This window comes from Rhodopirellula sp. P2, from assembly GCF_028768465.1.
GTDB lineage: Bacteria > Planctomycetota > Planctomycetia > Pirellulales > Pirellulaceae > Rhodopirellula.
This window is the reverse complement of the sequence record NZ_CP118225.1, coordinates 1,867,692-1,893,999: the sequence shown is the minus strand read 5'-3', so window position 1 is coordinate 1,893,999 and position 26,308 is coordinate 1,867,692. Positions and strand designations below refer to the sequence as shown.

Genomic DNA, 26,308 nt, shown 5'->3' with positions numbered 1-26,308 from the left:
GGTCATGCAAAAAGTGAAAGCTCGTTCGAACAACGACCTTCCCATGCATCCTTCGGGTCGTGACGAACATTCTCTCCAAATCAGTTGAGCCTCCTGGCACAATTGCGCCGCCAGATCGACACAAATCCCGCACAACCCGCACAAACGGACCTGGACGATTGATCGAAACCATGAGGGACCTCGACGACCCCCGACTCTCGCCCTACCGAAATCTGCGGCATCATGAGCCGGACGGAGGATTCATCGCAGAAGGCAGCGTGGTCGTTCGACGATTGCTGCAGAGCGACCTGGGGGTTCAGTCCGTGCTGATCCACGAGGGGCGTGAAGCGAAGTATTTGCCGCTGATTCCCGACGGTGTGCCCGTCTACCTGATCACCCGGGAACTCGGCAAAGAACTCGCCGGCTATGACTTCCACCGCGGCGTGCTGGCGCATGGCATCAACCCCACCATCCACCCGATGGAGAGGTTTCGCGACATAGCCCAGCCTTCGTTGGCGTTGGCTCTGGTTGGCCTGAGCGATCCAGAAAACGTGGGCAGCCTGCTGCGCTCCGCCGCCGCACTGGGCGTTCGCGATATCCTGCTTGGACCGCAAACGATCTCCCCCATGACACGACGCGTCATCCGAGTCAGCATGGCATCGGTGTTTCGCCATCGTTTCTATCAATTCGACCAACCCGCCGAACAATTGCGTGACCTGGCGACCGCCGGATTCGCCTCCATCGCCACCCTGTTGGATGACACCGCCATCCCGCTGATCGATCTCCCCCAAGCGATCACGTCCAAACGACGCATCCTGATCGTTGGCAATGAGGCCAACGGATTGCCACCCGACGTCGCCGAAGCCGCCACCCACCGCAGCACCCTGCCGATGCGAAACAACACCGACAGTCTCAACGTGGGAGTCGCGTCAGCCATCTTTCTGTACGAGTTGACTCGATCCTCCGGAACCGATCATGTCGACCGCTGAGATCCCGCACTTGTTGTCCGCGTTGTTGCAGCAAGCGAAGCAGCACCCCGACGAAGTCGCTTTGCTTGATTCCCGGACAGGCGATGCGGCTTGCACCTGGGGTGAACTGGCCCGCATGGTCAGCGCGACCGCGAACACACTGCAGACGCAGTTCCCATGGACCGCCGCTCCCAAACGCTTGACCTATCGTTGCACCAATCATCTCAGCGAAGTGGTGTTGTCTTTGGCCTGCATCGCTGCCGGCGTCACCGAGATCCCCATCGATGCGTTCCTGCCGAAACCTCAACAGGAAACCCTGATCCAACGCTCGAAAGCCTTGCACTGGGACCACGACCGTCGCGGGCATCATGAGCATCATCACGCACTCACTCGCTCAACCAGCCTCAGGGAGGCGATCTCGAACCTCGAAGCATCCGCCCGCGAAGTCGACCTTCACTCACCGTCGGTGGTTCTGTGGACGAGCGGCACCACAGCGCAGCCCCGAGGCGTGATGCTGTCCCAGCACAATCTCACGACCAACGCCAAAGCGAAACTGTTGGCGGTCCCTCAAAGGACGTCCGATCTACGGCTGTCGTTGCTGTCCATTGCTCATGCCTACGCGCGAACCAGCGACATGGGTACGTGGTTGCTATCCGGGTGCCGATGGAGTCTCGGCCGCGGTCGATCCACGTTGCATTCGCTCCCCGAGACACTCTCGCCGACGTTGATCAACGCCGTGCCGGTGTTGATCCATGACATGTTGAACCGAATCGAATCAGGCCAATCCAACCTGCAATCGCTGCGTCTGCTCGGCTGCGGCGGCGTCGCGATGTCCTCCGAGCAATTTGAGCGATGCCTGCGAAACAACATCGGTGTGATCCAAGGATACGGCTGCACCGAAACGTCACCGGTGATCTGCAGTGCGTCCCCTGACAACGCACGGCCCAATCGAGTCGGCCCCTTGGTCGCGGGCTGGGAAGCCAAGGTGGAACATGGACGTCTCTTCGTTCGAGGCCCCGGTGTGATGCTCGGCTACCTCGACGATGAAGCCGCGACGCAGCAGAAAATTTCGCCGGATGGTTGGCTCGATACCGGCGACTTGGTTGAGATCCACGACGACCAATTGCAAATCCTCGGTCGAGCCGACGATGTGATCGTGCTCGACAACGGCTTCAAAGTCTTCCCCGCCACCATCGAACGGCAACTGCTGCAGTTAGAGGGAATCGAACAGGCCGTCCTGCTGCATCACCAAGGGCAGCTTTGGCTGCTGCTCTCACACGACCAGCCCCAAACAACCGCCGACGCTCCAACCGGCCGTGATCCAGTCGAGTCACGCTTGGCAGAAAGCCTTCCGCCGGGAACAAGCGTGAAGCGACTCAAGTTGTCCGAACCATTGTCTATCGAAACCGGCGAACTCACCGCCAAAGGCACCCCACGCCGCCACATCATTCATCAGCGACGACTTTCCACCAACGACTCGTTCGACGGCGGCAATCAGGCGGGATCGTAAGCTTCGCTGCCCAGTCCCCTGCCCCGCGGCATGTAGGCGCACATCACGATCCCGAGGAAGTACAGGAACAACAGCGGCACCGCGAGCGCGATCATGCTGGTCACGTCAGCCGGTGTGACAATCATCGAGATCACAAAGATCACCAGCACCGCGACTCGCCAACTGCTGATGTAGTCCTCCGTTTGGACCAAATCGATGCGTTGCAGGAACAACATCACCAATGGCAGTTGGAACGCGACGCCGAAACCCAGCGGCAACATCAACACAAAGTTGACGTAGTACGTCAGCCGAGGTTCCACGGCGACATCCATCGAACCGTTGAATTGCAACAAGAACGTTAACACGTAGTGCAGCACCAAACCAAACGCGAGCACGACGCCCGAGACAAACAGCACGACACTGAACGGCAGGTACACATACACGTAGCGACGCTCGTGGTTGTGCAAACCAGCGGCAACAAACGACCACAGGTGATAGAAGATCATCGGTGAAGCGAGCACCGCACCGACGATCAAGCCGGCTTTCACCCAAATCATGAAGGGCTCTTCGATCTTCAGCGAACTCAAGCCGCGTTCGCTGCGACGCAGCTGGATCATGGGCACCAATTCATCCGGGTTGGGGATGGTCCCCATCGATTTCATCAATTCCGCCGTCGTGATTCTCGCCGGAATGGCCAGCGATGCAGGGTCTTCCACCCCGGTTTCGGCATCGGAACTGGTTTCCTCGCCCGATTCCGATTCGACGGCCGTGCCAGTGGCCTTCTTCGGTTCCGCCGATGCGACTTCCGTCGGCACTGGAATGCTGCCCGATGGCAGCGTGTACACCACGTCGGCGACCAGCGAATTGGACGTCAGAAATTCGTAGAAGCGACTGACTTGCGGATCTTCCTTGCGGTCCGGCAGTCCCATTTCCTTCAAGTCGCGATCGGCGTTGTACTCGATGATCGCTTGTTTAAGCGGTTCCTGAATAAAACGCACCACTCGGTTGGCAAACATCAAACCAACAGCCAATCCGATCAGCAACCAAATGATTGCTTTGACCAGAGAGCCGCGGAGCTCTTCGAGATGCTCCCCGAACGTCATCGTCGAATTGTCGAACAAATCGTCTTTGGGTCGCGACAGTGCTTCCACGAGTTTTTATCCACCAGGGGAGGGAGGGTACCATTGTGCTGAACGACTCAGTGCTGAACCATTCTAACTGACCAATCCAATCTCGCACGGTGCCATTCATGACCGATCCAACTTCCTCTTCCCAACCCGCGACCTCGGTTTCTGTCGATTCCGTTTCTCCGCAGACGCTCACGGGCAAACGAGTTCTGTCGTTTGTGGGCGAAATCTACGAGGACTTGGAACTGTGGTACCCCAAACTCCGCCTGATCGAAGCCGGCGCGGAATTTTTTGTCGCGGGCCCGAAAGCGGGAGAAAAATACAACGGTAAACTGGGCTACCCCTGCGTCAGCGACCTGGCCATCGAGGCCTGCGAAGCCCATTCCTTCGACGGATTGCTGGTTCCCGGCGGGTTCATGCCCGACAAATTGCGCCGGGATCCCAAGGTGTTGCAGCTTGTTCGCGACTTTGACGAGGCCAAAAAACCGATCGCCGCGATCTGCCACGGCGGCTGGATCCCCATCTCAGCGGGGGTCTACCGAGGCGTTCGCGTGACCGGATCCCCGGGCATCAAGGATGATCTCGTCAATGCGGGAGCGATCTTCGAAGACGCTCCCGTCGTCGTCGACGGGCACCACGTCAGCAGCCGCCGCCCCGATGACCTGCCCGATTTCTGCCGCCACTTCCTCGCCCTGCTGGCTTGAACGAAAGATTGTCGCTCGGTGGGCCACCAAGATGAGAGCCGAACGGGTGGCCCTCCACGGTTTGAGAGATCGTGCAGTTTTCAAGCGTTGTGTGCGCTATGCCTTAAAAACCCCGCCCGATGAAAACGGGAGGGGTCGGAAAACAAGCGTTCAGCGAGCTTTCCGGGGGAGGGACATCCGCGCCGCCACCCCTGCACGGCCCCCTCCCTCGCCTACGCCTGGACGGCGTCGCTCGACCTCCCCCAAAACTTCGTTTCGGGAGAGGTTCTCAAATGCAGAAAATGGCACGCCCCTTGAGCGTCCGGGTGGCCATATTTCCAAGCGGCACGCGGGCGGTGTGTGGGTGTGAATCGATGCGGCGCTGCTTGGCCTTTGAATGCGACGAGACGGAACCATTGGGGACAATTGTTCTACTCTGGTGCCAGTGTGAAACTGAACTGCCGGGTTTCCCCGCCTGAGTTGCCTTGACATCGTTTGTCGCGGATTCGTAGGGTCGGCTCGTTCGATGCTCCCCTGGTTCTTTCCGATTTGGCTGGACGGCGTTTCCGCGTGCTTTTTCGTTCCTCCGAACGAGTCTTCATCACGACACCGATGCGGTGCTGCTGGACGATCTGCGCGCTGGCAGTGACCCTGACCCTCGGCACCGGGTGTTCTCTCTTTCAAAATGGCGTCTGGTCCGACGGGCCACTGGACGAGTCGCGGTCTGGATCCAAGCACACTCAGGTTTCCAAGCTCACTCACAAAAGCCGCAACACCATTTCGTTGCAGGCAGACTTTCGTCACGTCAGCACACAAGACCTCGACGAATCGCTCTGGCAGCATGTCGACGAAACCGCTTTCCCACCGAAAATCCGCGAAGCCTGGCTGGCCAACGGATTTCGCATTGGTTTGATCGCCACTCCCGATGCGCTGCCCGAGACGGCCGAAGACAATCTTGCTGCGAACGATGACCCGATCAATCGATTGCTTTCCACCGCCGGAGTGCTAGGACGCAGTCCGTCGGGAGTCGAAACCATTCCCCTGCGTTCGTCGCAACGACACGAACTCCCGGTCTCACCGGTGCTGGATGGTTCCCATGTGGTGCTGGCCCAGGAGAGCGGCAAACTCACGGGCCGATCGTTGGACTCACCCCAGATGTCGCTTTCACTCACCCCAACCTTGGGGCCTGGTCCTGGCCAAGCCACCTTGGAGATTCGTCCCGAAATCCAGCATGGTTCGGTCCAACAACGGTTCATCAGCAGCGAAGCGGCCACACGCTTGGCAACCGGACGCTCGACCTGGGAATTGCCGGAGATGAACCTGTCGTGGGTGGCCAATCCTCACCTGACACTGCTGATCGCCCCCGTGCACCAACCGGACGAAACCGAACCCACGTTCGGATTGGCTCGCCAAATGCTTCGCGACGCTGATCACCTTCAGGACGACCAGCATGTCATTCTGTTGCTGCGGGTCGATGACTTGCCCTCATCCTGAGCCCCCCCTCACGCTGTGCAGATCGTCTCCCCGGTTTGTCTCCGCTGACGCTTGCTGGGGCTGAACTTGCCGCCCTACCCGCGCGGGACACGGCGCGATTCCGGGATGCCCCCGCGAAGGTTGGCCACCATTTGCTAAACTTCTGTTTTCGATGACTGCTGATCGCATCTGAACCGGTGGAACTTCGTTCATGAAAGACGCTCGCTTTGGCTGACATTCCCTCTCCCGATCCCGCCCCGATCGTTGACGCGCCCCCGGTCTCGCCCCCCGGCGAATCGCTGTCGATGGACGAAGTCACCGTCCGACAATCCACCCCGCTGGACGCCCAAGCCATCCACGCTTTGATGCGTCCGTTCGTTTCACAGCACCTGCTGCTCTCACGCACCGAAGCCGAAATCATCGAACTGACCCGCCACGGCTATGTCGCCATGGTCGGCCCACGCTGCATCGGTTTTGCGGCGATTGAGGTCTACAGCACGAAACTGGCCGAACTGCAGTGTTTGGCGGTGCACCCCGAAGCTCAACGCTTGGGGCTGGGACGCAAACTGGTCGGTCACTGCATCGAACGAGCCCGCACGCTCGGGGTGATGGAAATCCTTGCGATCAGCTCCTCCGAAGACTTCCTCAAATCATGTGGCTTCGATTACTCGTTGCCTGACCAGAAAAAAGCCTTGTTCTGCCAACTCCGTCCTCGCAACTTCGATGACCACTGAAATGCAACCGCTCGAATTTTTCAAGCAATCCATTCTGACGCCCAGCCCCTCGGGCTACGAAGAACCCATTCAAAAGCTGATCGGTCAGTACCTGAAGCCGCACAGCGACGAAGTCTCCATCGACGTGCACGGCAACCTGACCGCTCGAGTCGGCCAGGCCGGGGCCCCGAAATTGATGCTCGCCGGTCACTGCGACCAAATCGGGATGCTGATCTCGCATATCGACGAACAAGGTTTCTTGTACGCCCAAACGATCGGCGGTTGGGACCCACAGCAACTGATCGGTCAGTCGATGACGGTCTGGACCGACGACGGCCCCGTCTCGGCAGTCATCAGCCGCAAACCGATTCACCTGTTGTCTCAGCAAGAACGCGGCGAGGTGGTCAAGCTCGAACAGATGTGGCTGGACATCGGAGCCAAAGATGGCGAAGAAGCCAAATCAAAGGTTCGCATCGGCGACTGCGTGACGCTGGACCTCGCCTACCGAGAATTACTGGGGGATTTGGTCAGCGGCCCCGGCATGGACAACAAAACCGGGATGTGGACGGTGATCGAAACGGCCCGTCGTTGTGCGACCTCCGACGAAGCGTTGCAGTGCGAACTGCACAGCGTCGCGACCGTGCAAGAAGAGATCGGGCTGCGTGGAGCCAGGACCGCCGCCGGACGCATCAATCCTGACGTGGCCATCGCGGTCGACGTCACGCATGCCTCGGATTGCCCAACGATCGATAAACAACAACAAGGCGACATCAAACTCGGCGGCGGCCCGGTGATCTTCCGTGGCCCCAACATCAACGCCAAAGTCGCGGCGAGACTGATGAAATTGGCCGACGACAACGACATCGCCTACCAACCCGCAGCGCTCGGACGAGCCGCCCCCAACGATTCCAATGTGCTGCAGATCTCCGGCTCAGGCGTCGCCACCGGATTGGTCGCGATCCCCAACCGCTACATGCACTCGGCCGTCGAAACGATCAGCCTCGGCGACATCGAAGCGATCGCGAAGTTGCTGACGTTGTTCGCTCAATCGCTGACTCCAGAATGCGACTTCATCCCCGGTTGATCAACATCTCACGACGGAGACCGCCGTGGGACGCAATTGAAAGTTGCTTCAATTCGGAAATGGCCTCAGCCCGAGAAGCATCTCAGCTTTCTCGGACAGTGGCTTGTTAGCCAATGAGCAATCGGTGTGCTCGGAAAGCTGCTCGCAGACGAGCTTGTAAACAGCTTGGCGATCCTGGCTGGTGTCCAATTCAACGCACCGGTTCTGACTCTTAAAAAACTGCACGGTCGGCAACGTTTCCTTTTTGAAGGTGTCAAACCTCGACTTCAAGCTCACCAAATTGTCGTCCTGTCGGCCGGTGTACTTTGCTCGAGCCAAGACTCGTTTCTCCAAGACATCGTACGGGCACTCGAAGAACAGCATCTTGGGCAGTTCGGCATCTCGGCCGAAGACGTCATACCACGCGTCCAAGTTTGACTGCGATCGCGGGAATCCATCGAGCAAGAAATTCCGGTTCCCGGTCCGTCGCGTGAGCTTTTCCATCGCGTCTTGCAGCAACTTCACCACGATTGTGCTGGGGACCAGATTCCCGGCCGCAATGATCTCCTCTATGGCCGCCGCATGCGGTCCATTGGCTTCCAGTTCCGCTCGCAGCAAGTCGCCGGTCGACAAGTGGGCCCAACCAAGCTGAGACTCGGCCAACTCACACATCGTCCCCTTGCCCGCACCGGGACCGCCGAGCACAAACACCACGTTGGGTTTGGGGCATGGCTGGCGTGGATCGCAATGATGGATCACGACCTTGGGTGCAGGTGCGACACCCTTTTTGTAGACATGCCAGGGCCTGTCCGTGGGCGGGAGATCGTCTTCGCTGGTGATGTCATAGGCGAGATGCCCGTCCAGCCGACAAATCCTCCACGACCGATAGGTGTTGGAAAACGACAACGCAGGGCTTCTGGCTGACTTTCCATCGGCGCGGTCCCAGGCCAGCTTGCCATTCCAATAACCTGGACTGGAAACGGTGCCTGATTCCGACTCGGCGGGTGGTGCGGTGGAGGGCACAAAGAGCCCATCCACTTCGGGAAGCCCGGCACCGGTCACTTCGAGATAGAAGGTATTGGGAGTCAACTCGTTCGTTCCAGTCATCAGGAGGAGAACCGTCTACATTCGATGGGCGTCGCGTTCAATTTCAGGCGAGCAAAAGGAATGCTCTTCGCAATGAGCAGGAAAGAAGTGTCAGGCAGCTTTTCTGCAAAGCACCCCCTGGGGCGTTCCGTCAAAAGGCACCTGACACCTGCTTTCTCGACCGTTCCTTAGCCCAGTTTTTCAGTCATCGTTTCGCGAGCTTGCTGGAGCGCCTCGGGCAACTTGCTGGCGTCTTTGCCACCGGCTTGAGCCATGTCAGGCCGTCCACCGCCGCTGCCGCCGACCACCTTGGCCGCCGCACCGACCCAGTCACCCGCTTTCAAACCGCGATCGACCAAATCCCGGCTCAATCCGCCGACCAACATGACCTTGCCGTTCATCGCCGAAGCCAACAGCACAGCGGTTGGTGCGTCGCTCTTCTTGCGAATTTGGTCGATCCAACCACGCATGATGTTGGGATTGGCACCGGGTGTTTCGGCAACGATCAACAACGTGTCGCCAACTTGGGTTCCATCCGCGATCAAGTCATTGGCCGAGATCTTCCCGCCCGCGGTGACTTGTTTGAGTTGTTCGACCAACTTCGATCGATCCGCCAACAATGAATCCAATCGACCGAGCACATCGGTGATCGCGACGTTCAAACGACGAGTCAAACCACGAACCGCCGCACGCACGGCGTTGTAATCGCTGATGTCAGTCGTCTCGGCTTGGGCCGCTTTGCCGTCAAAGACGAACTCCGCGGGGTAGTCGGCTGCTTTGCCCGACGACAATTCCTTCTTCAACCGACGAACTTCTTCGATCAGGGCAACCGTGGCCGCGGCAGCCACCGAGGCATCGCAATTCAATTTGCTGGCCACCTCGTTCAGCAACGCTTGAGTTTGCTCGCGGTGTTCCTTGGCACGATCGCCTGTCAAAGCTTCGATGCGGCGTGTCCCCGTCGAAACGCTTTCTTCCACCACGACCTCGAACGAGCCAACTTGCTTGGTGTTGGTCAGGTGAGTCCCGCCGCACAATTCACGACTGAATGTTCCCATCGAAACCATGCGACATGGATCGGGGTACTTTTCACCGAACAACATCATCGCGCCAGCTTCACGAGCATCGGCGAGCGACACGGTGTCCCAGCGAATTTCGTCGCCTTCGCCAACCATGCTGAGCACATCTTGTTCGATTTTGACCAGCGTCTCGTCGTCGATGGCTTTGGGGTTGGTGAAGTCAAACCGCAAGCGATCCGGTTCGACCTTGCTGCCCTGTTGTTCGGCGTGCCGGCCAACATGTGTGTGCAATGCGTGGTGCAAAATATGAGTCGCGCTGTGAGCTCGTGCGAGCGCCGTGCGATTCTCGACATCGACCTTCGCCGTGCACGTTTCGCCTTCACTGATTTTGCCACGCAACAATCGACCGTGGTGAACGATCAACGAAGCGTGTCGCTGAGTATCGATGACCTCGAACTCAAAGTTGTCGTTGAAAATCACACCGATGTCGCCAACTTGGCCACCGGATTCACCATAAAACGGCGAGTGATCCAGCACCAATCGCAGGACCGCGTCTTCGGGACGGTCCAGATGACTGAGCAATTGCCCGTCGTCTCCTTTGCCTTTGCCATCGCCGGTGATGATGCCTTTGACGATCGCCGTTGCTTCGGTTTGGTCATAGCCAACAAACGGGGTTTCCCGCAGAGCCTCTTTCAGAGTTTCCAGTGGTCCGGTTTGGAACAACACACGTTGTCCGCCGTCGCTTTCGTCGGCGTGTTTGTCCATCGCTTCGCGAAAGCCCGACCAATCGAACGTGAAATTCTGCTCGGCGGCCAGCGTTTGAACCAACTCCGGCGGCACGCCATAGGTGGTCAACAAATCCGCTGCATCGGCACCGGGCACCATCACGGATGCTTCGTCGTTCATCTCTTCGAACAAACGATGGATGCGTTTCATCCCGCCATCGATCGTCGAGAAAAAGGCTTTTTCTTCCGACTCGATCGCTTCGCTGACACGCTGAGTTGTCTGGCCCAGTTCTGGATAAGCGGCTTTCGACGCATCCGCAACGGCTTCCACCAACTTGTACAGGAAGGGCTCGCGCAGATTCATCTGATAGCCGTCCAGCACCGCACGGCGGATCAGCCGGCGGATGACCGAACGAGCGTCCTTGGGGCCGGGATACACGTTTTCATGGACCGCGAACACGCTGGCTCGCGCGTGGTCAGTGATCCGACGCAGTCGCCGCCCGTTGTCGCTCTCGTATTCGTACTTCACGCCACAGACTTCCGACGCCGCTTCGACGATCGGGAACAGGCTGTCGATGTGGAAGTTGGTCGGCACGCCCTGCAAGACGCTGGCGGTTCGTTCCAGCCCCATGCCCGTGTCGATGTTTTTGCTGGGCAACGGGTGCAAGTTGTCCGGAGGCGTTCCCACGCGATTGAACTGGGTGAACACCAAGTTCCAGATTTCGACGTCGCTGCCGTCTTCCAACTGGTAATAGATTTCGCTGCAGGGACCACAAACTCCGTCCGGGCCTTCGCTGGGAGCCGACGCGGGCCAGAAGTTTTCATCCTCGTCCATGCGTGTGATGCGTTGGGTTGGCAAGCCGATTTTGTCGTGCCAAATGCCGAACGCTTCGTCGTCGTCTTTGTAAACGGTGACCGTCAGTCGCTCGCCAGGAATGCCGAGCCACTTTTTGTCGGTCAAAAATTCCCACGCCCAGTGGATGGCCTCTTCTTTGAAATAATCGCCAAACGAAAAGTTGCCCAGCATTTCAAAGAACGTGTGGTGGAACGCGGTTCGACCGACGTTGTCGATGTCACCCGTCCGCAAGCACTTTTGACACGTGGTCGCACGGGTGAAATCCAGTTTGACCTTGCCCAGGAAGTGATCTTTGAACTGGTTCATCCCCGCGGGAGTGAACAAAACCGATGGATCCCAAGCCGGAACGAGCACGTCACTGGGTTGGCGGACGCAACCTTTGGTCTCAAAGAACGCCAGGTATTTTTCGCGGAGTTCGTCAGTTTTCATCGGGATGTGCGGGTGGGTTGAACAAGGGAAAGGATCGCGGGACAAGCCGTGGGGCTCGCATTCCATCGCCGGCATGATATCAGTCGATGCCCAACGGGTGACAGGTGCCGATTCTCAGCCCACAATACTGGCCGCCGAACGACAACCTTGCCTGCCGTTTGGCCGCGCGGAGAACGCCCCCACCGCTGACCGCCGTTTCAATCCTTTTGCCGCCTTGACCACACCAACGGATTTTGACTTCATGACTCAGCGTATTGAACGACTTGTGCAATCCAGTGCCGATTCGGACCAGCCGATGGACGCGATTTTGATCTGCAACGAAGTCAACGTGCGGTATCTCAGCGGATTCACCGGCGACAGCACTTGGTTGCTGGTCCGTCCCGATGGCAAAGCCACGTTGCTGTCCGACCGTCGCTACGAAACGCAAATCGCCGATGAATGCCCGAATTTAGAAAGCGCCATTCGCCCTCCCAGCCAAACATTGGTGGCTTTGCTGGCGGAATATTTGGGCGATTTGTCGCTCAAAACGATCGGGTTTGAGGCCGATCACGTGCAAGTTTCCACCCTGCGTCAGTGGCAGGAGCAAATCGAATCGGTTCAGTGGACCGAAACCAGTGGATTGGTCGAAACGCTGCGTTCGATCAAAGACGCCGACGAACTGGCCACCATCCGGCGAGCCATCGCGATCGCCGAGCGAAGTTTTCTCAGCGTCACCAACAAACTGACCCCGCAGATGACCGAACTGCAAATCGCTCACGAATTAGAAGCAACGATGCGAAGTCTGGGTGCCTCCGGTGTCAGCTTCGATGTGATCGCGGGTGCCGAACCCAACGGTGCCCTGCCCCACTATCACCCCCGCAACGTCGCCTTGGCGGACTGCCGCACCCTGCTCATCGACTGGGGGGCAAGCGTGGACGGTTACTGCAGTGATTTGACTCGCACCCTGCACAAACCCGAGATTCGCTCCGCGACCGCCGATCGATTTGAAGCCGCTTACCAGGCCGTTTTGGAATCGCAAGAAGCCGCCATTTCAGCGATCCGAGATGGGGTGGAAGCCATCGAAGTCGACCGAGCGGCTCGCCAGGTCCTTCAAAAAGCGGGTTTGGGGGACGCCTTCAAACACGGCCTCGGGCACGGTTTTGGCTTGGAAATTCACGAGGATCCACGCATGGGACCGATGTCCACCGAGGTGCTTCGCGAGGGTATGGTGATTACCGTGGAACCAGGCGTGTATTTCGAAGGCGAATTTGGAATTCGCATTGAGGACGACATCCTCGTCACCGCCAATGGGTTTGAACGTCTGAGTACCCTTCCGAAGGGTCTCGATGATTGTCGACTTGTTGTGTAAAACGTTGCGATCTTATTCTTCACTCTGAAAAAGAGTGGATCGGATCCCTTCTGGATTCGAAAAACATTGGACTTTGCAGGTATCGGACTTCGTATGAAATCGGAAACACCCGACGGCGGGGATGTGTTTGACATCGATCGGATTCGCCAGATCGTCGAGTTGATGGAACAACACGAACTGAACGAAGTGGACCTGCAACAAGGCGATGATCGCATCAAACTGACGCGGGGTGGAACGGCTCCAGCCATGATTCCCGCCCCCGTTGCGGCAGCTCCCGTCGCAGCCGCTCCAGCGGCCGCATCGGCTCCCGCTGCCTCTGGTGATGATGCCTCGGCTGACACGGCCGGCACCATCACGATCAATTCGCCGATGGTGGGCACCTTCTATTCCAAGGCCAACCCGGAATCCCCAGCGTTTGTCAAAGTGGGCGATGTCGTCAACGAAGACACCGTGATTTGCATCGTTGAAGCGATGAAGGTCTTCAACGAAATTCCAGCGGAGTGCCGCGGAAAAATCGTCGAAGTGCTCGTCAGCGACCAACAAGCCGTTGATTTCGGCAAACCTTTGTTCCGCGTCCAGGTGGACGGCTGATCCATGTTCGAACGAATTTTGATCGCCAATCGAGGCGAGATTGCGCTGCGTGTGATTCGCGCTTGTCGTGAAATGGGCATTGAGTCGGTCGCGGTCTACAGCGAAGCCGACAAAGACTCCATGCACGTCAAATTGGCGGACCATGCGTACTGCGTTGGCACCAACCGCAGCGCCGACAGCTACCTGAAAATCGATCGCATCATCGCCACGGCAGAAGTCGCCGGCGTCGATGCCATCCATCCCGGCTACGGCTTTTTGGCGGAAAACGCTCAATTCAACGAGCAATGCCGAAGCAGCGGGTTCGAATTCATCGGCCCCTCGCCAACGGCCATGGACAAACTGGGCGATAAAAACACCGCTCGCTCGATGGCCATCGCCCAAAACGTCCCTGTCGTCCCCGGCAGCGATGGATTGATCGCGGACTTTGACCGTGCCATCGACACCGCCAAAGAGATCGGCTTCCCCGTGCTGATCAAAGCCACCGCAGGTGGTGGTGGCAAAGGCATGCGAGTCGCAGAAACCGAAGATGTCCTCAAAAGCCAACTCGAAGCGGCTCGCAACGAAGCCATCGCGGCCTTCGGCAACGGCGGCGTGTACCTGGAAAAATTCATCCAGCAACCACGCCACATCGAAGTCCAAGTGATTGCGGACACGCACGGCAACGTGTGCCACCTGTTTGAACGCGATTGCAGCGTCCAACGACGACACCAAAAACTCGTCGAAGAAGCCCCCAGCCCCGACCTGCCCGCCGATCGCCGCGAAGCCATCTGCGATGCCGCCGTGCGAATGATCGCAGGTGCCGACTACGCCGGTGCGGGAACAGTCGAGTTCATCGTCGACAAGGAATACAACTTCTACTTCATCGAAGTCAACGCTCGAATCCAAGTCGAACACCCGGTCTCTGAAATGATCACCGGCGTGGACCTGATCCAAGAACAAATCCGAGTCGCTTCGGGACTGCCCCTGTCGTTCCGCCAAGAAGAACTGACGTGCACCGGTCACGCGATCGAATGCCGACTCAACGCGGAAGACCCAACCAAGAACTTCCAACCTTGTCCCGGCAAAATTGAGTCGATGTTTGTGCCCGGTGGCATGGGCGTTCGCTTCGATTCGCACGTGAAGGCTGGCTACGTGGTCCCGCCTTACTACGATTCGATGATCGGCAAACTGATCGTCCATCGCCCCACGCGAGAACAAGCCATCGCGACGATGCTGCGTGCGTTGAAGGAATTGCAAATCGAAGGCATCACGACAACGGTTGGATTCCACAACTGGATTCTGCAGAACGAAGCCTTTGTGAACGGCACGGTCGACACCAAGTTCGTCGACCGGAACTACAAAGGCCAAACGTCTTAGTGTTGCGTCACTGCTAGGAAAAGTGGTTCTGGTCGTAGCGGAAGTCGTCAAGACTTTCGGCAATTCAAGATGCAGATCGAAACTCTTGACGAGTTCCGCTCCCCGAAATGTTGATTCATGCGGCATAGGCTTCCTGCCTGCGTTCTCTGCTTCACAGGCTGGAAGCCTATGCCACGTCTCATTCCGTTGGTCCCCAAGGAATCACCATGCGAGTCTTTGTGACTGGCGGCACGGGCTTGCTGGGCAACACGATCCTCCGCCAACTGTCCAATGCCGGTCACGACTCGATCGCTTTGGTGCGAGGTGAACCGGATCCCCAAGTCTTTGATGGCATCCGAACCCAATTCGCCGCTGGCGATTTACGGGACAAAACCACGATCGAAGACGCGGTGGCCGAGTGTGACGCGGTCATTCATTCCGCTGGCCTGATTCATCTGGGCTGGCACCGTCTCGAGGACTCCCTGGCTGTCAATCGCGACGGCACCCAAACCATCGTCGATGCCTGCCTGCATCACGACTGCAAACTCGTTCACGTCGGCACCGTCAACACGCTTGGCATTGCGGCCCCCAATGGCGTCGCGGACGAAGACACCCCGCTGGATCACGCCGGCGGACAAATCCCGTGCAGTTACGTTCTCAGCAAACGAGCCGGCAACGAAGTCGTTTTGCAAGGGGTCAAGAATGGCCTGAAAGCGGTCTTGGTTCACCCCGGATTCATGCTCGGACCTTGGGACTGGAAACCGAGCAGCGGCCGAATGTTGCTGGAAGTCAGCCGAGCCTGGCGGCCACTGTCACCCTCAGGCGGCAACAGCACCTGCGATTCACGAGACGTGGCCGCCGCCACCATCCGCGCCGCTGAAAAACTGCTTGCCAATGAAATCCCCGCGGGCCGCCAATACATCCTCGCTGGCCACAACATGCGATACCTCGAACTCTGGAAAGCCATGACCAAGGCAACCGGCGCCCGCCCGCCAATCATGCGAGCCGGACCAGCCCAACGCTGGATCGCAGGAATCGCTGGCGACATCGTCGGCAAACTGCTGCCCCACGAAGTCGACTTCAACAGCGCCGCCATGGGCATGTCGAGCCAATACCACTACTACGACAGCTCGCGAGCCCAAAGCGAACTCGACTACAAAATCCGCCCCTTCGAAGAAAGCCTCACCGACGCAGCCAACTGGATCCGCCAGCATCACCAATGAGGCTCGGCACAGAATCTCTCTCAATCGCACTCACCAGGATTTTTACCTTTTTCCAAAGTTAGGCGCAAGATTCGGCTCGGACATCCGTGAGACTCTTTGAACAGTCGGTCCACCCACCTGGAACTGCGTTTTGGATTCTGATTCCACCGCCGCCGAACCAACCACTCGCGAAAGCCTGCTTTTGCGACTGCGTGATTCCAAGGACGAATTCGCCTGGGCCGAGTTCTCCGCGATCGATGAACCGGTGATCTACCGTCTGGTCAAACGACGTGGGATGCAGGACGCGGACGCTCGTGAAATTGTGCAAGAGATCCTGATGTCGGTTGCTGGTGCGATGAAGCGTTTTGACGTGACTGCCCAAGGCTCCTTTCGCGGTTGGCTCAGCCGAATCGCACGGAACGCAACCATCGACCGACTGGGATCGGTTCAGCTTGGGCAGCTTGCTCTACGCACTGGCAACCGGACGCGCACCCTTCCGCGCCGAGTCACCGCTGGGAATCCTGCGAAAGATCACCGAGACACGTGCCAAACCCATCCAGATCCAGACTCACAGGTGGCGTCGCAATCAGGGGGAACCCCAAACACAACGAACGAATCATGCAACTGGTCAATCAACTTCGCGGCGCACCAACCACCGACGAAAACAGCAAAGAGGCGGATGCCAAGCTGGCTGAATTACGCAGCGAACTGGAACAGGAGTTCAAGCGGATGCACGAACAGCAAGGCTCGGAGATCGTAGTGATTGAGAAGCGTCTTCAATCGCTCAAAGAGATCCATCAGCTACGCGCTGAAAACCAAGACAAAATCATTCAGCGACGAATCGACCAATTGCTCGGCCGCAGCGATCCACTGGACTGGAACGACACACCACCATCCACTCCGCACGATGGCCCCGTGTCGCCATACCCGCTCTCTGGCCCCATCCCAGCCTTCTCAAATCAGGATGGCAACCGCTATTACGAACGGCACTAACGGTGCCTCCACGTCAAAGATGAGGGGCATCACCGTAGCGGAAGTCGTCAAGACTTTCGGCATCGCGTTCAGCAAGTCGAAACTCTCGACGAGCTCCGCTACCTTCCGCATCGAAGCCGACTACTCCAGGATCATCACTTCGTCGGTGACTTTCATGATCACGACGGCGCGTTTGCCGTCGTCGGCGTGGGTCGGCAGGCCGACCCGAGAGTCCGCCGAACCGACAAGAAACCATTTTTCCATGGGGGCTCGCACGATGGTGGTGACCGTGAGCTCCGGTTGCGTTCGGGTTCGCAAATCGACCTCCACTTGCAACTCGTTGGCTTCGGTCGTGTTCAAGAACTGGACCTGACAGGTCATTTGGCCGTAGCGAGAACCGCCGCCGACCTGGCTTTTCTGCCCAATGGAAACGGCCGCCATCGCACTGCCCGCTGGCACCAGCCGACCAAACCCGGCCTGGGAGAGTGCCTTGCGAGCAGGACCGGAATACTCGATGCGATGCACATCGTCCGATTCAATCAACCACAGAGTTTGGTAGGTGACGTTCCCGACGGGTGCCGCTGCCTCTGCCGTCGCCCGGTTGAGCTGCCGCCTGTCAGGGCGCTGCGCAACAAGTGCAAGCGGAGCAGGCCCGCGCAAAACCACCTCCGCGGGAGACTGGGCAGAGGCGGAAGATGGCCAGGCCAATCCGCCTCCCATCGCAACGGTTATCAATAGAACGACGCTTCGCATGGTTTTCGAGATCATGGTGGGTCTTGAGTGGATGGGTTGCGCAGACAGGAATGGACAACGAAGTCCTTGGACGAAATCCAACGCCCAAAGTTCCACCCCATCATAGGAGCTCGAGCGGACGGGCGCTTCCTTCGCCCTGCTGCGTAGAAGGTCGTGCAGTTTTTAAGTGCCGTGCCAGTAACGCCTTCAGAACCCCGCCCGACAAAGTTGGGAAGGGTCGGAAAGCGAGCGCTCAGCGAGCTTTCCAGGGGAGAGCAATCCACCCCGCTTCCCATGCCTGGCCCTCACACTCGCGCACGCCTGAACGGCGTCGCACGACCTCGTAGGCCGGAAGAAGGAGGCTTGCGACGCACATCCGGCAATGAACTGGCACGGCAAACCCACTCGCCGGAGCGGCACCGAAGCAGCTTGATCCGGCCCACCCATTCCAAGGTCAAACAGTTCGAGCCATCCTTCGCCAAGACCCCTCTGAGGCGGAACAGTTGAAGACAACTGTTCTACTCTCGGTTTGGGCAAAGGCCGTCGTCAACGCAGCCAGTGGCTTCGCCGGTCCCATCTGCCGGCTTTCGGATGGCAATCCAACACAGGATCACCAGCGAAATTGCCAAGCAGATCCCGTTGAGGCTGGTGAAAATTTGGACTGCGACTTCCGGCAACTCAAAACGCAGCAAAAAAGTTCGCGTTGACAGGTAATTCAACGCCGGAAACGCCATCAAAGCACACAGCGTCCACCGCAGCTTGGGCATCACGCCTGCCCAGCCATTCAGACGCGCCATCCAGGCCCCCGCAACGGGAGCGATCATGAGCAACGAGTCGTACGATTGGTGGTACAAACTGACCAACAACGCGGTCAGCAGGACGCCTCCGGTCACGCCCGCGATCCCATCATCCTGGCCCCGACGGGCCCGCACAAACAACACCCACATCGGAACGATCAACAATGCCGCCATTGCCAGAATGTGCGGTAGATCCCCCGGGTCTTCTCCACGCCATTTCGCGATGATCGCGAACAGATCGAGCCGAGTCCAGGAATGCACCGGCGACTCATCGTCCATCGAGCGGTGAACCGCCTGCGTGTCGACGATTTGCTGCTGCAGAATCGAAACTCCCGCGACGATGTCGCCGTCACCTTCGTGGTGTGCGATCCAAGCCAGCGGCAACGCGGCGCCGGCAATGCTGAGCACGGCACCACTGACCAATGCACGCCAATTCCCGCGAGCCAACATCAGGAACCCAAGCGGCAGAATATAGGTTGGCTTCGCCGAGACCACCAACAACGCAAACGCCGCTCGAACCGGTCGGCGATCCGCCCAAACGACGGATAAAAACGTTGCCAACACCAACTGAAAGGTGAAGTAGCCGTTGAACAAGGTGATGTGTCCACCCCGGCTGTAGACCATCGCCATGGCAATGCAAAGAACCGCGTCGTATCGTTTTGGATACCCAGCTTCACGAGCCACCAACACAGCGATCGCAGCCAGCAGAAACAACTGCAGGATCACGTTCAACACTTCGCCAACGTGCAGCGGCAACAACGCCAGCGGCGCGTGCATCAACAGAATCACCGGCGAGAAGAATGGAATCTGTCTCGCGACTGGATACTTCGCCGCATAAGCATCGCTATACGGACTTTCCCCCGCCAGCACCGCTCGCGTGGGAAAGTAGATCCCGTTGTGAAAATCACAGAGCCCTTGATGCTCCGGATCAAATGGCCCAGGGACTTGATAGCTGACGAGAATGCGAGAGAACGTCGCGACCAAACCCACCGACATCAGTGCGGCAGCAATGATCGCAACAGCTCGATTCCCGACAGTCCAACCTTCCCCTGGGGCAGCCGACATCAGGCGGTCTGTGTTTCCATCAGAGGACGGCCAGTCATTTCAGGTGGAACTTCCAAACCCATCAACGCCAGCACGGTAGGAGCGATGTCAGCCAGACGACCGCCCTCACGCAAAGGTTTGCCAACGAACTCGGGATCCACCAGGATCAACGGGACCTGATAGGTCGTGTGCGCCGTGTGAGGCCCACCGGTTTCAGGATCAATCATTTGCTCGCAGTTGCCGTGATCAGCGGTGACGACCAATGACCCGCCCGCTGACAAGGTCGCATCGACCACTCGGCCGACACAAGCATCCACTTTCTCAACCGCCTCGATGGCAGCTTTCAAAACTCCCGTGTGGCCAACCATGTCGCCGTTGGCATAGTTGACGATGATCATGTCGCACTTGCCCGACTCGATTTGCTCCAGCACTTTCTCCGTGATGTCCTCCGCGGACATTTCGGGCTTTTGATCGTAGGTGGAAACATCGCGGGGCGAAGGAGCCATGCCCCACTCCTCTTCTTCAAAAGGGTTGTCCCGATAATCATTGAAGAAGAACGTCACGTGCGGGTACTTCTCGGTTTCCGCACAGCGAAATTGATGCAACCCTTTGGAAGCAACGTACTCACCAAGAATGTTCGGCATCTTGGCGGGTTTTTCGAAGATCACTTTGACCGGCAACCCGGTCTCATAACCTGTCATCGTCGCGAAATACAAATTGTCGATCTTTCCACCGCGATCGAATCCACCGCCGGGAATCTCTTTCCAAGCCGCCTCATCAAATGTGAACGCCTTGGTGATCTCTCGGGTTCGGTCACCGCGGTAGTTCATGAACAACACCGCATCGCCAGGCTGGACCGTGATTGGCGAACCGCCTTCTGGAACAATCGAGGACGCGGTGATGAACTCGTCTCCACCTCGATTGCTATCGGTGGGATTGGCGTAATAACTCTCGATCGCCGCACTGGCAGTGGGGAACGTTTGCCCGGTGCCTTGGGTCATCAACTTGTAGGCCGCTTCCACGCGTTCCCAACGCAGGTCTCGATCCATCGCGTAAAAACGCCCGATCACAGAAGCCACAACCCCGACCCCGGAGGCTTCACAGCGGTCGGTCAGTTGCGACACAAACTTGATCCCGCCACGAGGCGAGGTGTCGCGTCCATCGGTGATCGCATGAATCGCCAACTGATCCCCCACCAACCCGTTTCGCTTGGCCAAATCAATCACGGCCATGCCGTGCTGCAAATCACTGTGCACACGACCGTCGGACATCAGCCCCAGCAGATGCAAGCGACCGCCGTTCTGCTTGACGTGCTCGATGGCGCCCACGACGACGGGGTTGCTAAAAAACGACTCATCGCGAATCGCCCGTGTGATTCGCATCACTTCCTGATCGACAATTCGCCCCGCACCGATGTTCTGGTGCCCGACTTCGCTGTTGCCCATCACGCCAGCGGGCAACCCAACGTCTTCTCCCGACGTGTGAATCAACACACTGGGATACTCTTGAGTCAACTTTTCATCGACCGGTGTGTTGGCCAAATGAACAGCGTTGCATTCATTCCATTTGGGATCAGGGTTCTGGCCCCAACCATCACGGACGATCAAAACGACGGGGCGACGACGAGTGGCAGTCATAGAAGTAAAAACCAAAGGTATGTGCGAAACAGGAACAATCCCAACCGGGAGTTCACGCTAAGAATCGGCTCCAATTGTCGGCGAAGCCAACAAGGTCCGGTAGCCTGGATCCGGTCGCCCAAATCCGGTCGACCGGGACAGCCAAAAGCGACCTGGCGATCGCCGTCGGCTGCAAGGCAGTCAAAACAAGCGGCGTGCGTCTTGCCGCTCAGACGAACAGAACGCAATCAACCAACCGTTGACCAGTTCCGCTCCCCAACAGACAAACGCGAACGCCCCTCTTGGCGGCGTTGCATCAACCGTCGACGTTGCTCGACCCGGTGACTTTATCGCTGTACATCGCCAACTTGCCGAGCACCTGATGGATGGCATGCGAAGAGACATTGTTCGCCTCCAACGCATCCGTCAAGTGACCACAAAACGTTGAGAAATGGGCTCGGGTGATTCCACGACCGGCGTGAACCCTGGTGAGGTCCGCACCCGTGTACTCAATTTCGCCCGAAGTGATCGAAGCGATGAACTCAGCCTGCATCCGCGCCAATTTCTCGATCGGAACTCCCTCAAAGAAATGAGTCAACTCGGGGTCCGCTAGCACGCGGACATACATCTCGTCGACGACGCGACGGATCCCGTCGGTGCCGCCGAGTTGGTCTAACAAGTCGACTTCAGATTGACTCATAATGGAAGTTCTCCCGCTGGATCACATGGGGGTCGGTTCGTAAGGAATGTCTTCGATCAAATCCATGGGCAACGGAGCCACGGTCATGCCGGCCTCTTTGCAGATTCCATCGATCGCTTCTTGCGATTTTTGAACCAAGAATTCGCGGGTCTGACCTTTGTACTGCGACGTCGAGGCCGTGGGGCTCATCGGGCCACTGAAGTTGGTTTCGTTCAGGTGACTGACGACCTTCACGTGATCCAAGGTCGTGCCGTTCAACTCCGGAAGCAAACGATCGGTCGACTTCACGGTCGCCATGTCAGCTTCGGCGGGAACCGACCCGAGACGCAACGCAACAATCTTCTCGCCCGAGATTTCGCTGAGTTGGTCCATGGCACCATCGCCAACAACCCAGTCCCAGGTATCGATCACATAGCCCACGTTTTCGTTCGGCACCGCGTCGACCAACGCACGGAAAGTCTCCACGTTGTTGACGAAGGTGAACTCTTTGCCTTCTAGCAATTCCGTCCCAGCTCGGAACCCAACGCCCAACTTGATCTCGCGTTGGCCCAAGACATCTGCGATTTGCCCCAAGCGGTTGCGCTGGACATCGAAGAACTCGTTGAACGGCAAACGATTGGTCGCCGCTGGAACGCGAATCAAAGCGCGCTCTGCACCGAGCTGCTGAGCGATTTCGCCAAGCGGGTGCAGTTGAGCCACTGCGGCGGTGAACGTGTCGTCGTCGGAATCCAAATCGATCGCCAATTGGAACGAGCCGATTTTGATATCCGAAGCCTTGAGGTACTTCGAAGCGTCTTCGAACGTGGTTCGCTGCGAACGACGAAGCATGTCGTGCATGTCGACGTCCATGCCGCGAAAAGCGTAAGTCAGGGCCAATTCGATCAACTCGCTTTGACGACCGTTGATGCCAAGCGCGGAAGGACAGAAGTTTTTAAACATGGAGATTCCTTGATTGATTTTGGATGGATTGTTTGGGGTGGCTAGACGATTGGGACAGCAAAGCGGTGACGAACACCGCCATCACCATCAACGACGACGACCGCGAGAGCTGCCGCCGCCAGATTGACCGCGGCCTCCACGTGGAGGCTGGGTTTTGCGGCCCTTCAAATTGCTGTCAACAATCTGATTGACGATTTCGTCCCAAGTCGGAACATCCGGATCCTTCTTGCGAGAATCCTTGCGTTCCCCACGACGTCCACGAGACGAAGATCGCTCGCCATCACGGCCAGCTCCGCTGGAACGCTCTGAACCGCTTTCACGATCTGAATTGCCGTCGCGATCGGAACTGCCCGAACGCTCCGAACTTGTTGAGCGATCCGAACCGCCCGAACGTTCACGGTCGCCGTCACGCTCTCGTTTACGACCCCCGCGAGATCGCGAACGACCTCGGGATCGAGTTTCTTTGTCGTCGCTTTCTTTGTCGCTGTCAGATTCTTCGAGCTCCGAATCAACGGAATCGTCATCGTCGGCGAATGCAAATCGCGGCAACTCGTCCTCAAACGAGTCGTCTTCCTTTTCAGATTCGGAATCGCGACCACTGCGTGCCTTCACTTCGGAAGACTCGCGTTCTTCTCGTCCGCGTCCACCACGTCGACGGCCACCACGACGCGAACGCCGACGGCCCGCGCGGGGTTCGTCATCCTCAGAATCTTCTTTTGAACGCTTCGAATCACTTTCGGCGGCCGGTTCATCAACCGAACCATCGTCGACGAACAAGTCCGCTGCGAAGGAATCGTCATCGGATTCCAGATCCGAATCATCCCAAGCTTTTGTGCGTCCCTCGTCACGTCCACCGGAACGACTGCGTTCGCTGCGTTCGGCGATTGGCTGTTCAGCCTTGGGGCGTTCTTCGGATCCACGATCGGAATCCGATCGCTCGCCGCGACGTCCACCCCGGCGTCGGCGACGCCCGCGAGTTTCAGATGCTTCCGAATCCGATTCCTCACGTTCACCGCGAGCGGGCTCCGGACGAGCCTCCACGACAACGTCCGACCCCGACATTTTCTGCCGCTGACCGCGACGGCCACCGCGACCACCACTGGATTTCGCTTCCGACGGCTTTGGCTCCGAGGGCTTGGATTCAGCGGACTCGTCCTGCGAGTCTTCTGAATCGCGACCACGGCGACTGCGTCCGCCACGACCACGACCGCGGCCATTTCGCTCGCGTTCAGGCTTGGTTGCGGAGGGCGATTCGTCTTCGTCAACCGAATCCGCGTCCCAACTTTCAATTTCGACGGTGCCTGCAACGACGAGATCAGACTCATCATCCAGAACGTCGAGATCGAAGTCGTCCACGACATCCGAATCATCGTCTCCGAGAATCCCGCTTGCGAATCCACTGCCGCCACCGCGTTTGCGAGGCGGTTCGCCCAAATCAGGGGCACCGCGATGCTTGCGATCACGCTTGGCAGCGGGGGATTTCTCTCCGCCTGATTTCAGCTGTGTTTCTCGCTTCGAGATCTTGCCTTCCGCGTCTCCGAATCCCGCGGGGGAATCCCCCTCGGATTCATCCTCGTCCTCAGCTGAAACGCCAAAACCTGGCAATTTCGGCGGTGGTTTGACGGCGGCCAAAGCCTGCAACACGTCGTCAGCCCCCTGTTCAACATCCGAGAAGGCAGGCGCCTTCTTCGGTGCAGACTCAGCAGGCTGCTCTTGCTTTGAAGCGGCTTCCTTTTCCTTTGGCTCGCGAGATTCCGCGGTGGCCTCAGGTTCTGCGACAGGTTTTTCGGGTTCAACTTTGGCTGCAGGGCGATCCGGCGGCTTGGGTGTCCCCAACAAACTCGCGAGGATATTCCAATTGTCTGGCATGTGGTTTCCAATGCGACGCCAACCAGCGATCCGAACAAGCCCATCTAGAAAGGCCCGGAATGCGTTAGCTGTGCGTCGACAAAAAGTGTGCAATGATCTGAACTGGCTTCAATCGCGGCTTGGATTCTGCCTGCGTGCAGGAAACCGGTTCGTGGGCCGACCGACATCGATTGATCGGGCCTCGCTCCCCGCCGCTGACACCCTCTTCTCTACAAGAGTGTCCCTCTGGCACCCGATTTTTCTCGAGCAATTTTGTGATGGGGGCGGCGAGGCATCGCGACGAGCGCGGCATCAATGGACGATCCGTCGGATTGTCAAGCCGCTAGGTATACCCTTCGGAGGATTTTCGCCCAAGGGCGAATCAACGCCGCCAGCTCGATTTCGAGGGTTTCGAACCGAAATTCGAGCCTCGGCGAATCAAAAATGACCTCCAACCGCGCCCCAAACCGCCGAAAAAGCGTCCCCGACGCTTCAGACCCGAAATCCAGCCGGCTCGTGGCAACTGGCACAATGAAGCGCCCCCAGCCCCCAAGCAATGTCAAAACAGTCCACCCCAACCACCTCAACACCCGGGCACAGCCGACGAAACAAGGCCAACGCCCGCTCATCGCTCTCGGCTGACTGAAATGTCGGCACCAGCATCCGCCCTTCCCCCAACCGCAGAAAATTGCAGTAACTCTGCGGCACAGCGGCACCATCCACCTCACGGGGTGCCGGGGTCGGCAAACGATGCACGGTCACGGCGGGCTCCGTTTGCCGTGACCACAGCCTCAACTTGCGGAAATTCGCTTCCAAACCCGCGAAACTGGCGTCCTCCTCGGAATCCGCCACGGCACAGACAACGTTTTCCGGATCCAAGAACCGAGCGATCTGATCGATGTGCCCATCGGTGTCATCCCCCGCCGGAGCGCCACCATCGACCCAAACAATTTCATGAACGCCAAGGCACTGATTCAGACGCTGCGAGATCTGCTCCTTTGACACACCGGGATTGCGAGCAGGATCAATCAAACAGCCTGGATTGACCAACAAACGCCCTGCCCCGTCCGTTTCCAGAGCCCCGCCTTCCATTGTCAAACCGCCGTCGATTCGCCGCAGACCAGCCCATTTCGCGATCTTCGCTCCCGCGGCAGCGTCCGCATCAAACGGCTCGTATTTCCCGCCCCAGGCGTTGAACCGCCAGTTCACGGCCATTTTTTCTTGCTGTGAATCAAAGACAAAGGTTGGCCCGTAGTCCCGAACCCAACAATCGTTGGTGGGAACGTCGATGATCTGCAACGAATCACCTTCGGACAGCCCGATTTTCGACAGACAACCACGACAATCCTCTGCAACGGATCCCGATGCCAAAATCCGCACCGGGGTCGACTGATGGATCGCGTGGACAAATCGAGCGAAAGCAGCTGGCACAGGGCCAAAATGGCCCGGCCAAGTGTCGCGATTGTGGGGCCAAGCCAACCAAACGGCCTCACAAGGCTCCCATTCGGCAGGAAAGCGATAGCAGCCCGACGCTGACGCACCGGCTGCAGACTGGGAAACCGGCACGTTCACTGGCG

Annotated in this window: 21 protein-coding genes and 1 pseudogene; 12 read left to right on the top strand and 10 right to left on the bottom strand. The window is 58.2% G+C overall.

The annotated features are described in order from the left end of the window. Window positions 1–170: 170 nt before the first annotated feature. Together PSR62_RS06650 and PSR62_RS06645 are read left to right on the top strand one after the other, a co-directional pair. Window positions 171–968, top strand: a complete 798-nt coding sequence (locus PSR62_RS06650) for a TrmH family RNA methyltransferase (protein ID WP_443217367.1) — start codon at window positions 171–173, stop codon at window positions 966–968. Then, window positions 955–2,457 (top strand): class I adenylate-forming enzyme family protein, encoded by a 1,503-nt coding sequence (locus PSR62_RS06645; protein ID WP_274407020.1) that lies wholly within the window; start codon window positions 955–957, stop codon window positions 2,455–2,457. Before PSR62_RS06650 ends, PSR62_RS06645 begins: the two co-directional genes overlap by 14 nt. Here PSR62_RS06645 and tatC read toward each other — a convergent pair. After that, entirely contained in the window at window positions 2,442–3,587 is a 1,146-nt protein-coding gene (tatC, locus tag PSR62_RS06640; RefSeq protein ID WP_274407019.1) for a twin-arginine translocase subunit TatC, read from the bottom strand. The two genes, PSR62_RS06645 and tatC, sit on opposite strands and share 16 nt — an antisense overlap. Window positions 3,588–3,685: 98 nt before the next feature. On the opposite strand from tatC, the gene PSR62_RS06635 reads away from it, so the two are divergent. From PSR62_RS06635 to PSR62_RS06620, 4 genes are all read left to right on the top strand, one after another. Further along, on the top strand, window positions 3,686–4,267 hold the full coding sequence (locus tag PSR62_RS06635; RefSeq protein WP_274407018.1) for a type 1 glutamine amidotransferase domain-containing protein: 582 nt from the start codon (window positions 3,686–3,688) through the stop codon (window positions 4,265–4,267). 549 nt (window positions 4,268–4,816) lie between these two features. Then, complete coding sequence (locus PSR62_RS06630) at window positions 4,817–5,740, top strand: hypothetical protein (protein WP_274407017.1); 924 nt, start codon at window positions 4,817–4,819, stop codon at window positions 5,738–5,740. A gap of 284 nt (window positions 5,741–6,024) precedes the next feature. Next, window positions 6,025–6,453, top strand: a complete 429-nt coding sequence (locus PSR62_RS06625) for a GNAT family N-acetyltransferase (RefSeq protein ID WP_173442707.1) — start codon at window positions 6,025–6,027, stop codon at window positions 6,451–6,453. Window position 6,454: 1 nt separating this feature from the next. Continuing rightward, the gene (locus tag PSR62_RS06620; RefSeq protein ID WP_274408176.1) at window positions 6,455–7,516 is read left to right on the top strand and encodes a M42 family metallopeptidase; all 1,062 of its coding nucleotides are present in this window, start codon (window positions 6,455–6,457) and stop codon (window positions 7,514–7,516) included. A gap of 48 nt (window positions 7,517–7,564) precedes the next feature. On the opposite strand, the gene PSR62_RS06615 is transcribed toward PSR62_RS06620, so the two are convergent. Both PSR62_RS06615 and alaS read right to left on the bottom strand, forming a co-directional pair. Then, on the bottom strand, window positions 7,565–8,602 hold the full coding sequence (locus tag PSR62_RS06615) for a nucleoside monophosphate kinase (RefSeq protein WP_274407016.1): 1,038 nt from the start codon (window positions 8,600–8,602) through the stop codon (window positions 7,565–7,567). 167 nt (window positions 8,603–8,769) lie between these two features. Then, window positions 8,770–11,607, bottom strand: coding sequence for an alanine--tRNA ligase (gene alaS, locus PSR62_RS06610; protein ID WP_274407015.1), 2,838 nt, complete (start codon window positions 11,605–11,607; stop codon window positions 8,770–8,772). A 241-nt stretch (window positions 11,608–11,848) separates the two neighbouring features. Here alaS and PSR62_RS06605 point away from each other — a divergent pair, with 241 nt between their 5' ends. The 6 genes and pseudogenes from PSR62_RS06605 to PSR62_RS06580 all read left to right on the top strand — a co-directional run bounded on the left by PSR62_RS06605 (window position 11,849) and on the right by PSR62_RS06580 (window position 17,076). After that, window positions 11,849–12,955, top strand: a complete 1,107-nt coding sequence (locus PSR62_RS06605; RefSeq protein ID WP_338020176.1) for an aminopeptidase P family protein — start codon at window positions 11,849–11,851, stop codon at window positions 12,953–12,955. 93 nt (window positions 12,956–13,048) lie between these two features. After that, window positions 13,049–13,546, top strand: coding sequence for an acetyl-CoA carboxylase biotin carboxyl carrier protein (gene accB, locus PSR62_RS06600; protein ID WP_274407013.1), 498 nt, complete (start codon window positions 13,049–13,051; stop codon window positions 13,544–13,546). A gap of 3 nt (window positions 13,547–13,549) precedes the next feature. Then, window positions 13,550–14,902 carry an acetyl-CoA carboxylase biotin carboxylase subunit gene (accC, locus tag PSR62_RS06595; protein WP_274407012.1) on the top strand — a complete coding sequence of 451 codons (1,353 nt, stop codon included), beginning with the start codon at window positions 13,550–13,552 and terminating at the stop codon, window positions 14,900–14,902. Window positions 14,903–15,108: 206 nt separating this feature from the next. Then, window positions 15,109–16,104: an NAD-dependent epimerase/dehydratase family protein gene (locus tag PSR62_RS06590; protein ID WP_274407011.1), complete on the top strand. Its 996-nt coding sequence runs from the start codon at window positions 15,109–15,111 to the stop codon at window positions 16,102–16,104. 244 nt (window positions 16,105–16,348) lie between these two features. Beyond that, window positions 16,349–16,510, top strand: a pseudogene (locus PSR62_RS25650) (sigma factor); the annotation flags it as partial. A 191-nt stretch (window positions 16,511–16,701) separates the two neighbouring features. Next, window positions 16,702–17,076, top strand: coding sequence for a hypothetical protein (locus tag PSR62_RS06580; protein WP_274408336.1), 375 nt, complete (start codon window positions 16,702–16,704; stop codon window positions 17,074–17,076). A gap of 120 nt (window positions 17,077–17,196) precedes the next feature. On the opposite strand, the gene PSR62_RS06575 is transcribed toward PSR62_RS06580, so the two are convergent. From PSR62_RS06575 to PSR62_RS06545, 7 genes are all read right to left on the bottom strand, one after another. After that, window positions 17,197–17,823 carry a hypothetical protein gene (locus PSR62_RS06575; RefSeq protein ID WP_274407010.1) on the bottom strand — a complete coding sequence of 209 codons (627 nt, stop codon included), beginning with the start codon at window positions 17,821–17,823 and terminating at the stop codon, window positions 17,197–17,199. Between the two features lie 482 nt (window positions 17,824–18,305). Further along, window positions 18,306–19,649, bottom strand: a complete 1,344-nt coding sequence (locus PSR62_RS06570) for a glycosyltransferase family 87 protein (RefSeq protein WP_274407009.1) — start codon at window positions 19,647–19,649, stop codon at window positions 18,306–18,308. Beyond that, window positions 19,649–21,280, bottom strand: coding sequence for a 2,3-bisphosphoglycerate-independent phosphoglycerate mutase (gene gpmI, locus PSR62_RS06565; protein WP_338020144.1), 1,632 nt, complete (start codon window positions 21,278–21,280; stop codon window positions 19,649–19,651). Before gpmI ends, PSR62_RS06570 begins: the two co-directional genes overlap by 1 nt. A gap of 280 nt (window positions 21,281–21,560) precedes the next feature. Then, entirely contained in the window at window positions 21,561–21,944 is a 384-nt protein-coding gene (locus PSR62_RS06560) for a group I truncated hemoglobin (protein ID WP_274407007.1), read from the bottom strand. Window positions 21,945–21,965: 21 nt separating this feature from the next. Beyond that, on the bottom strand, window positions 21,966–22,883 hold the full coding sequence (locus tag PSR62_RS06555) for a sugar phosphate isomerase/epimerase family protein (RefSeq protein WP_274407006.1): 918 nt from the start codon (window positions 22,881–22,883) through the stop codon (window positions 21,966–21,968). A gap of 87 nt (window positions 22,884–22,970) precedes the next feature. Continuing rightward, on the bottom strand, window positions 22,971–24,752 hold the full coding sequence (locus tag PSR62_RS06550; protein ID WP_274407005.1) for a hypothetical protein: 1,782 nt from the start codon (window positions 24,750–24,752) through the stop codon (window positions 22,971–22,973). A 471-nt stretch (window positions 24,753–25,223) separates the two neighbouring features. Continuing rightward, window positions 25,224–26,303, bottom strand: coding sequence for an agmatine deiminase family protein (locus tag PSR62_RS06545; RefSeq protein WP_274407004.1), 1,080 nt, complete (start codon window positions 26,301–26,303; stop codon window positions 25,224–25,226). Window positions 26,304–26,308: the final 5 nt, after the last annotated feature.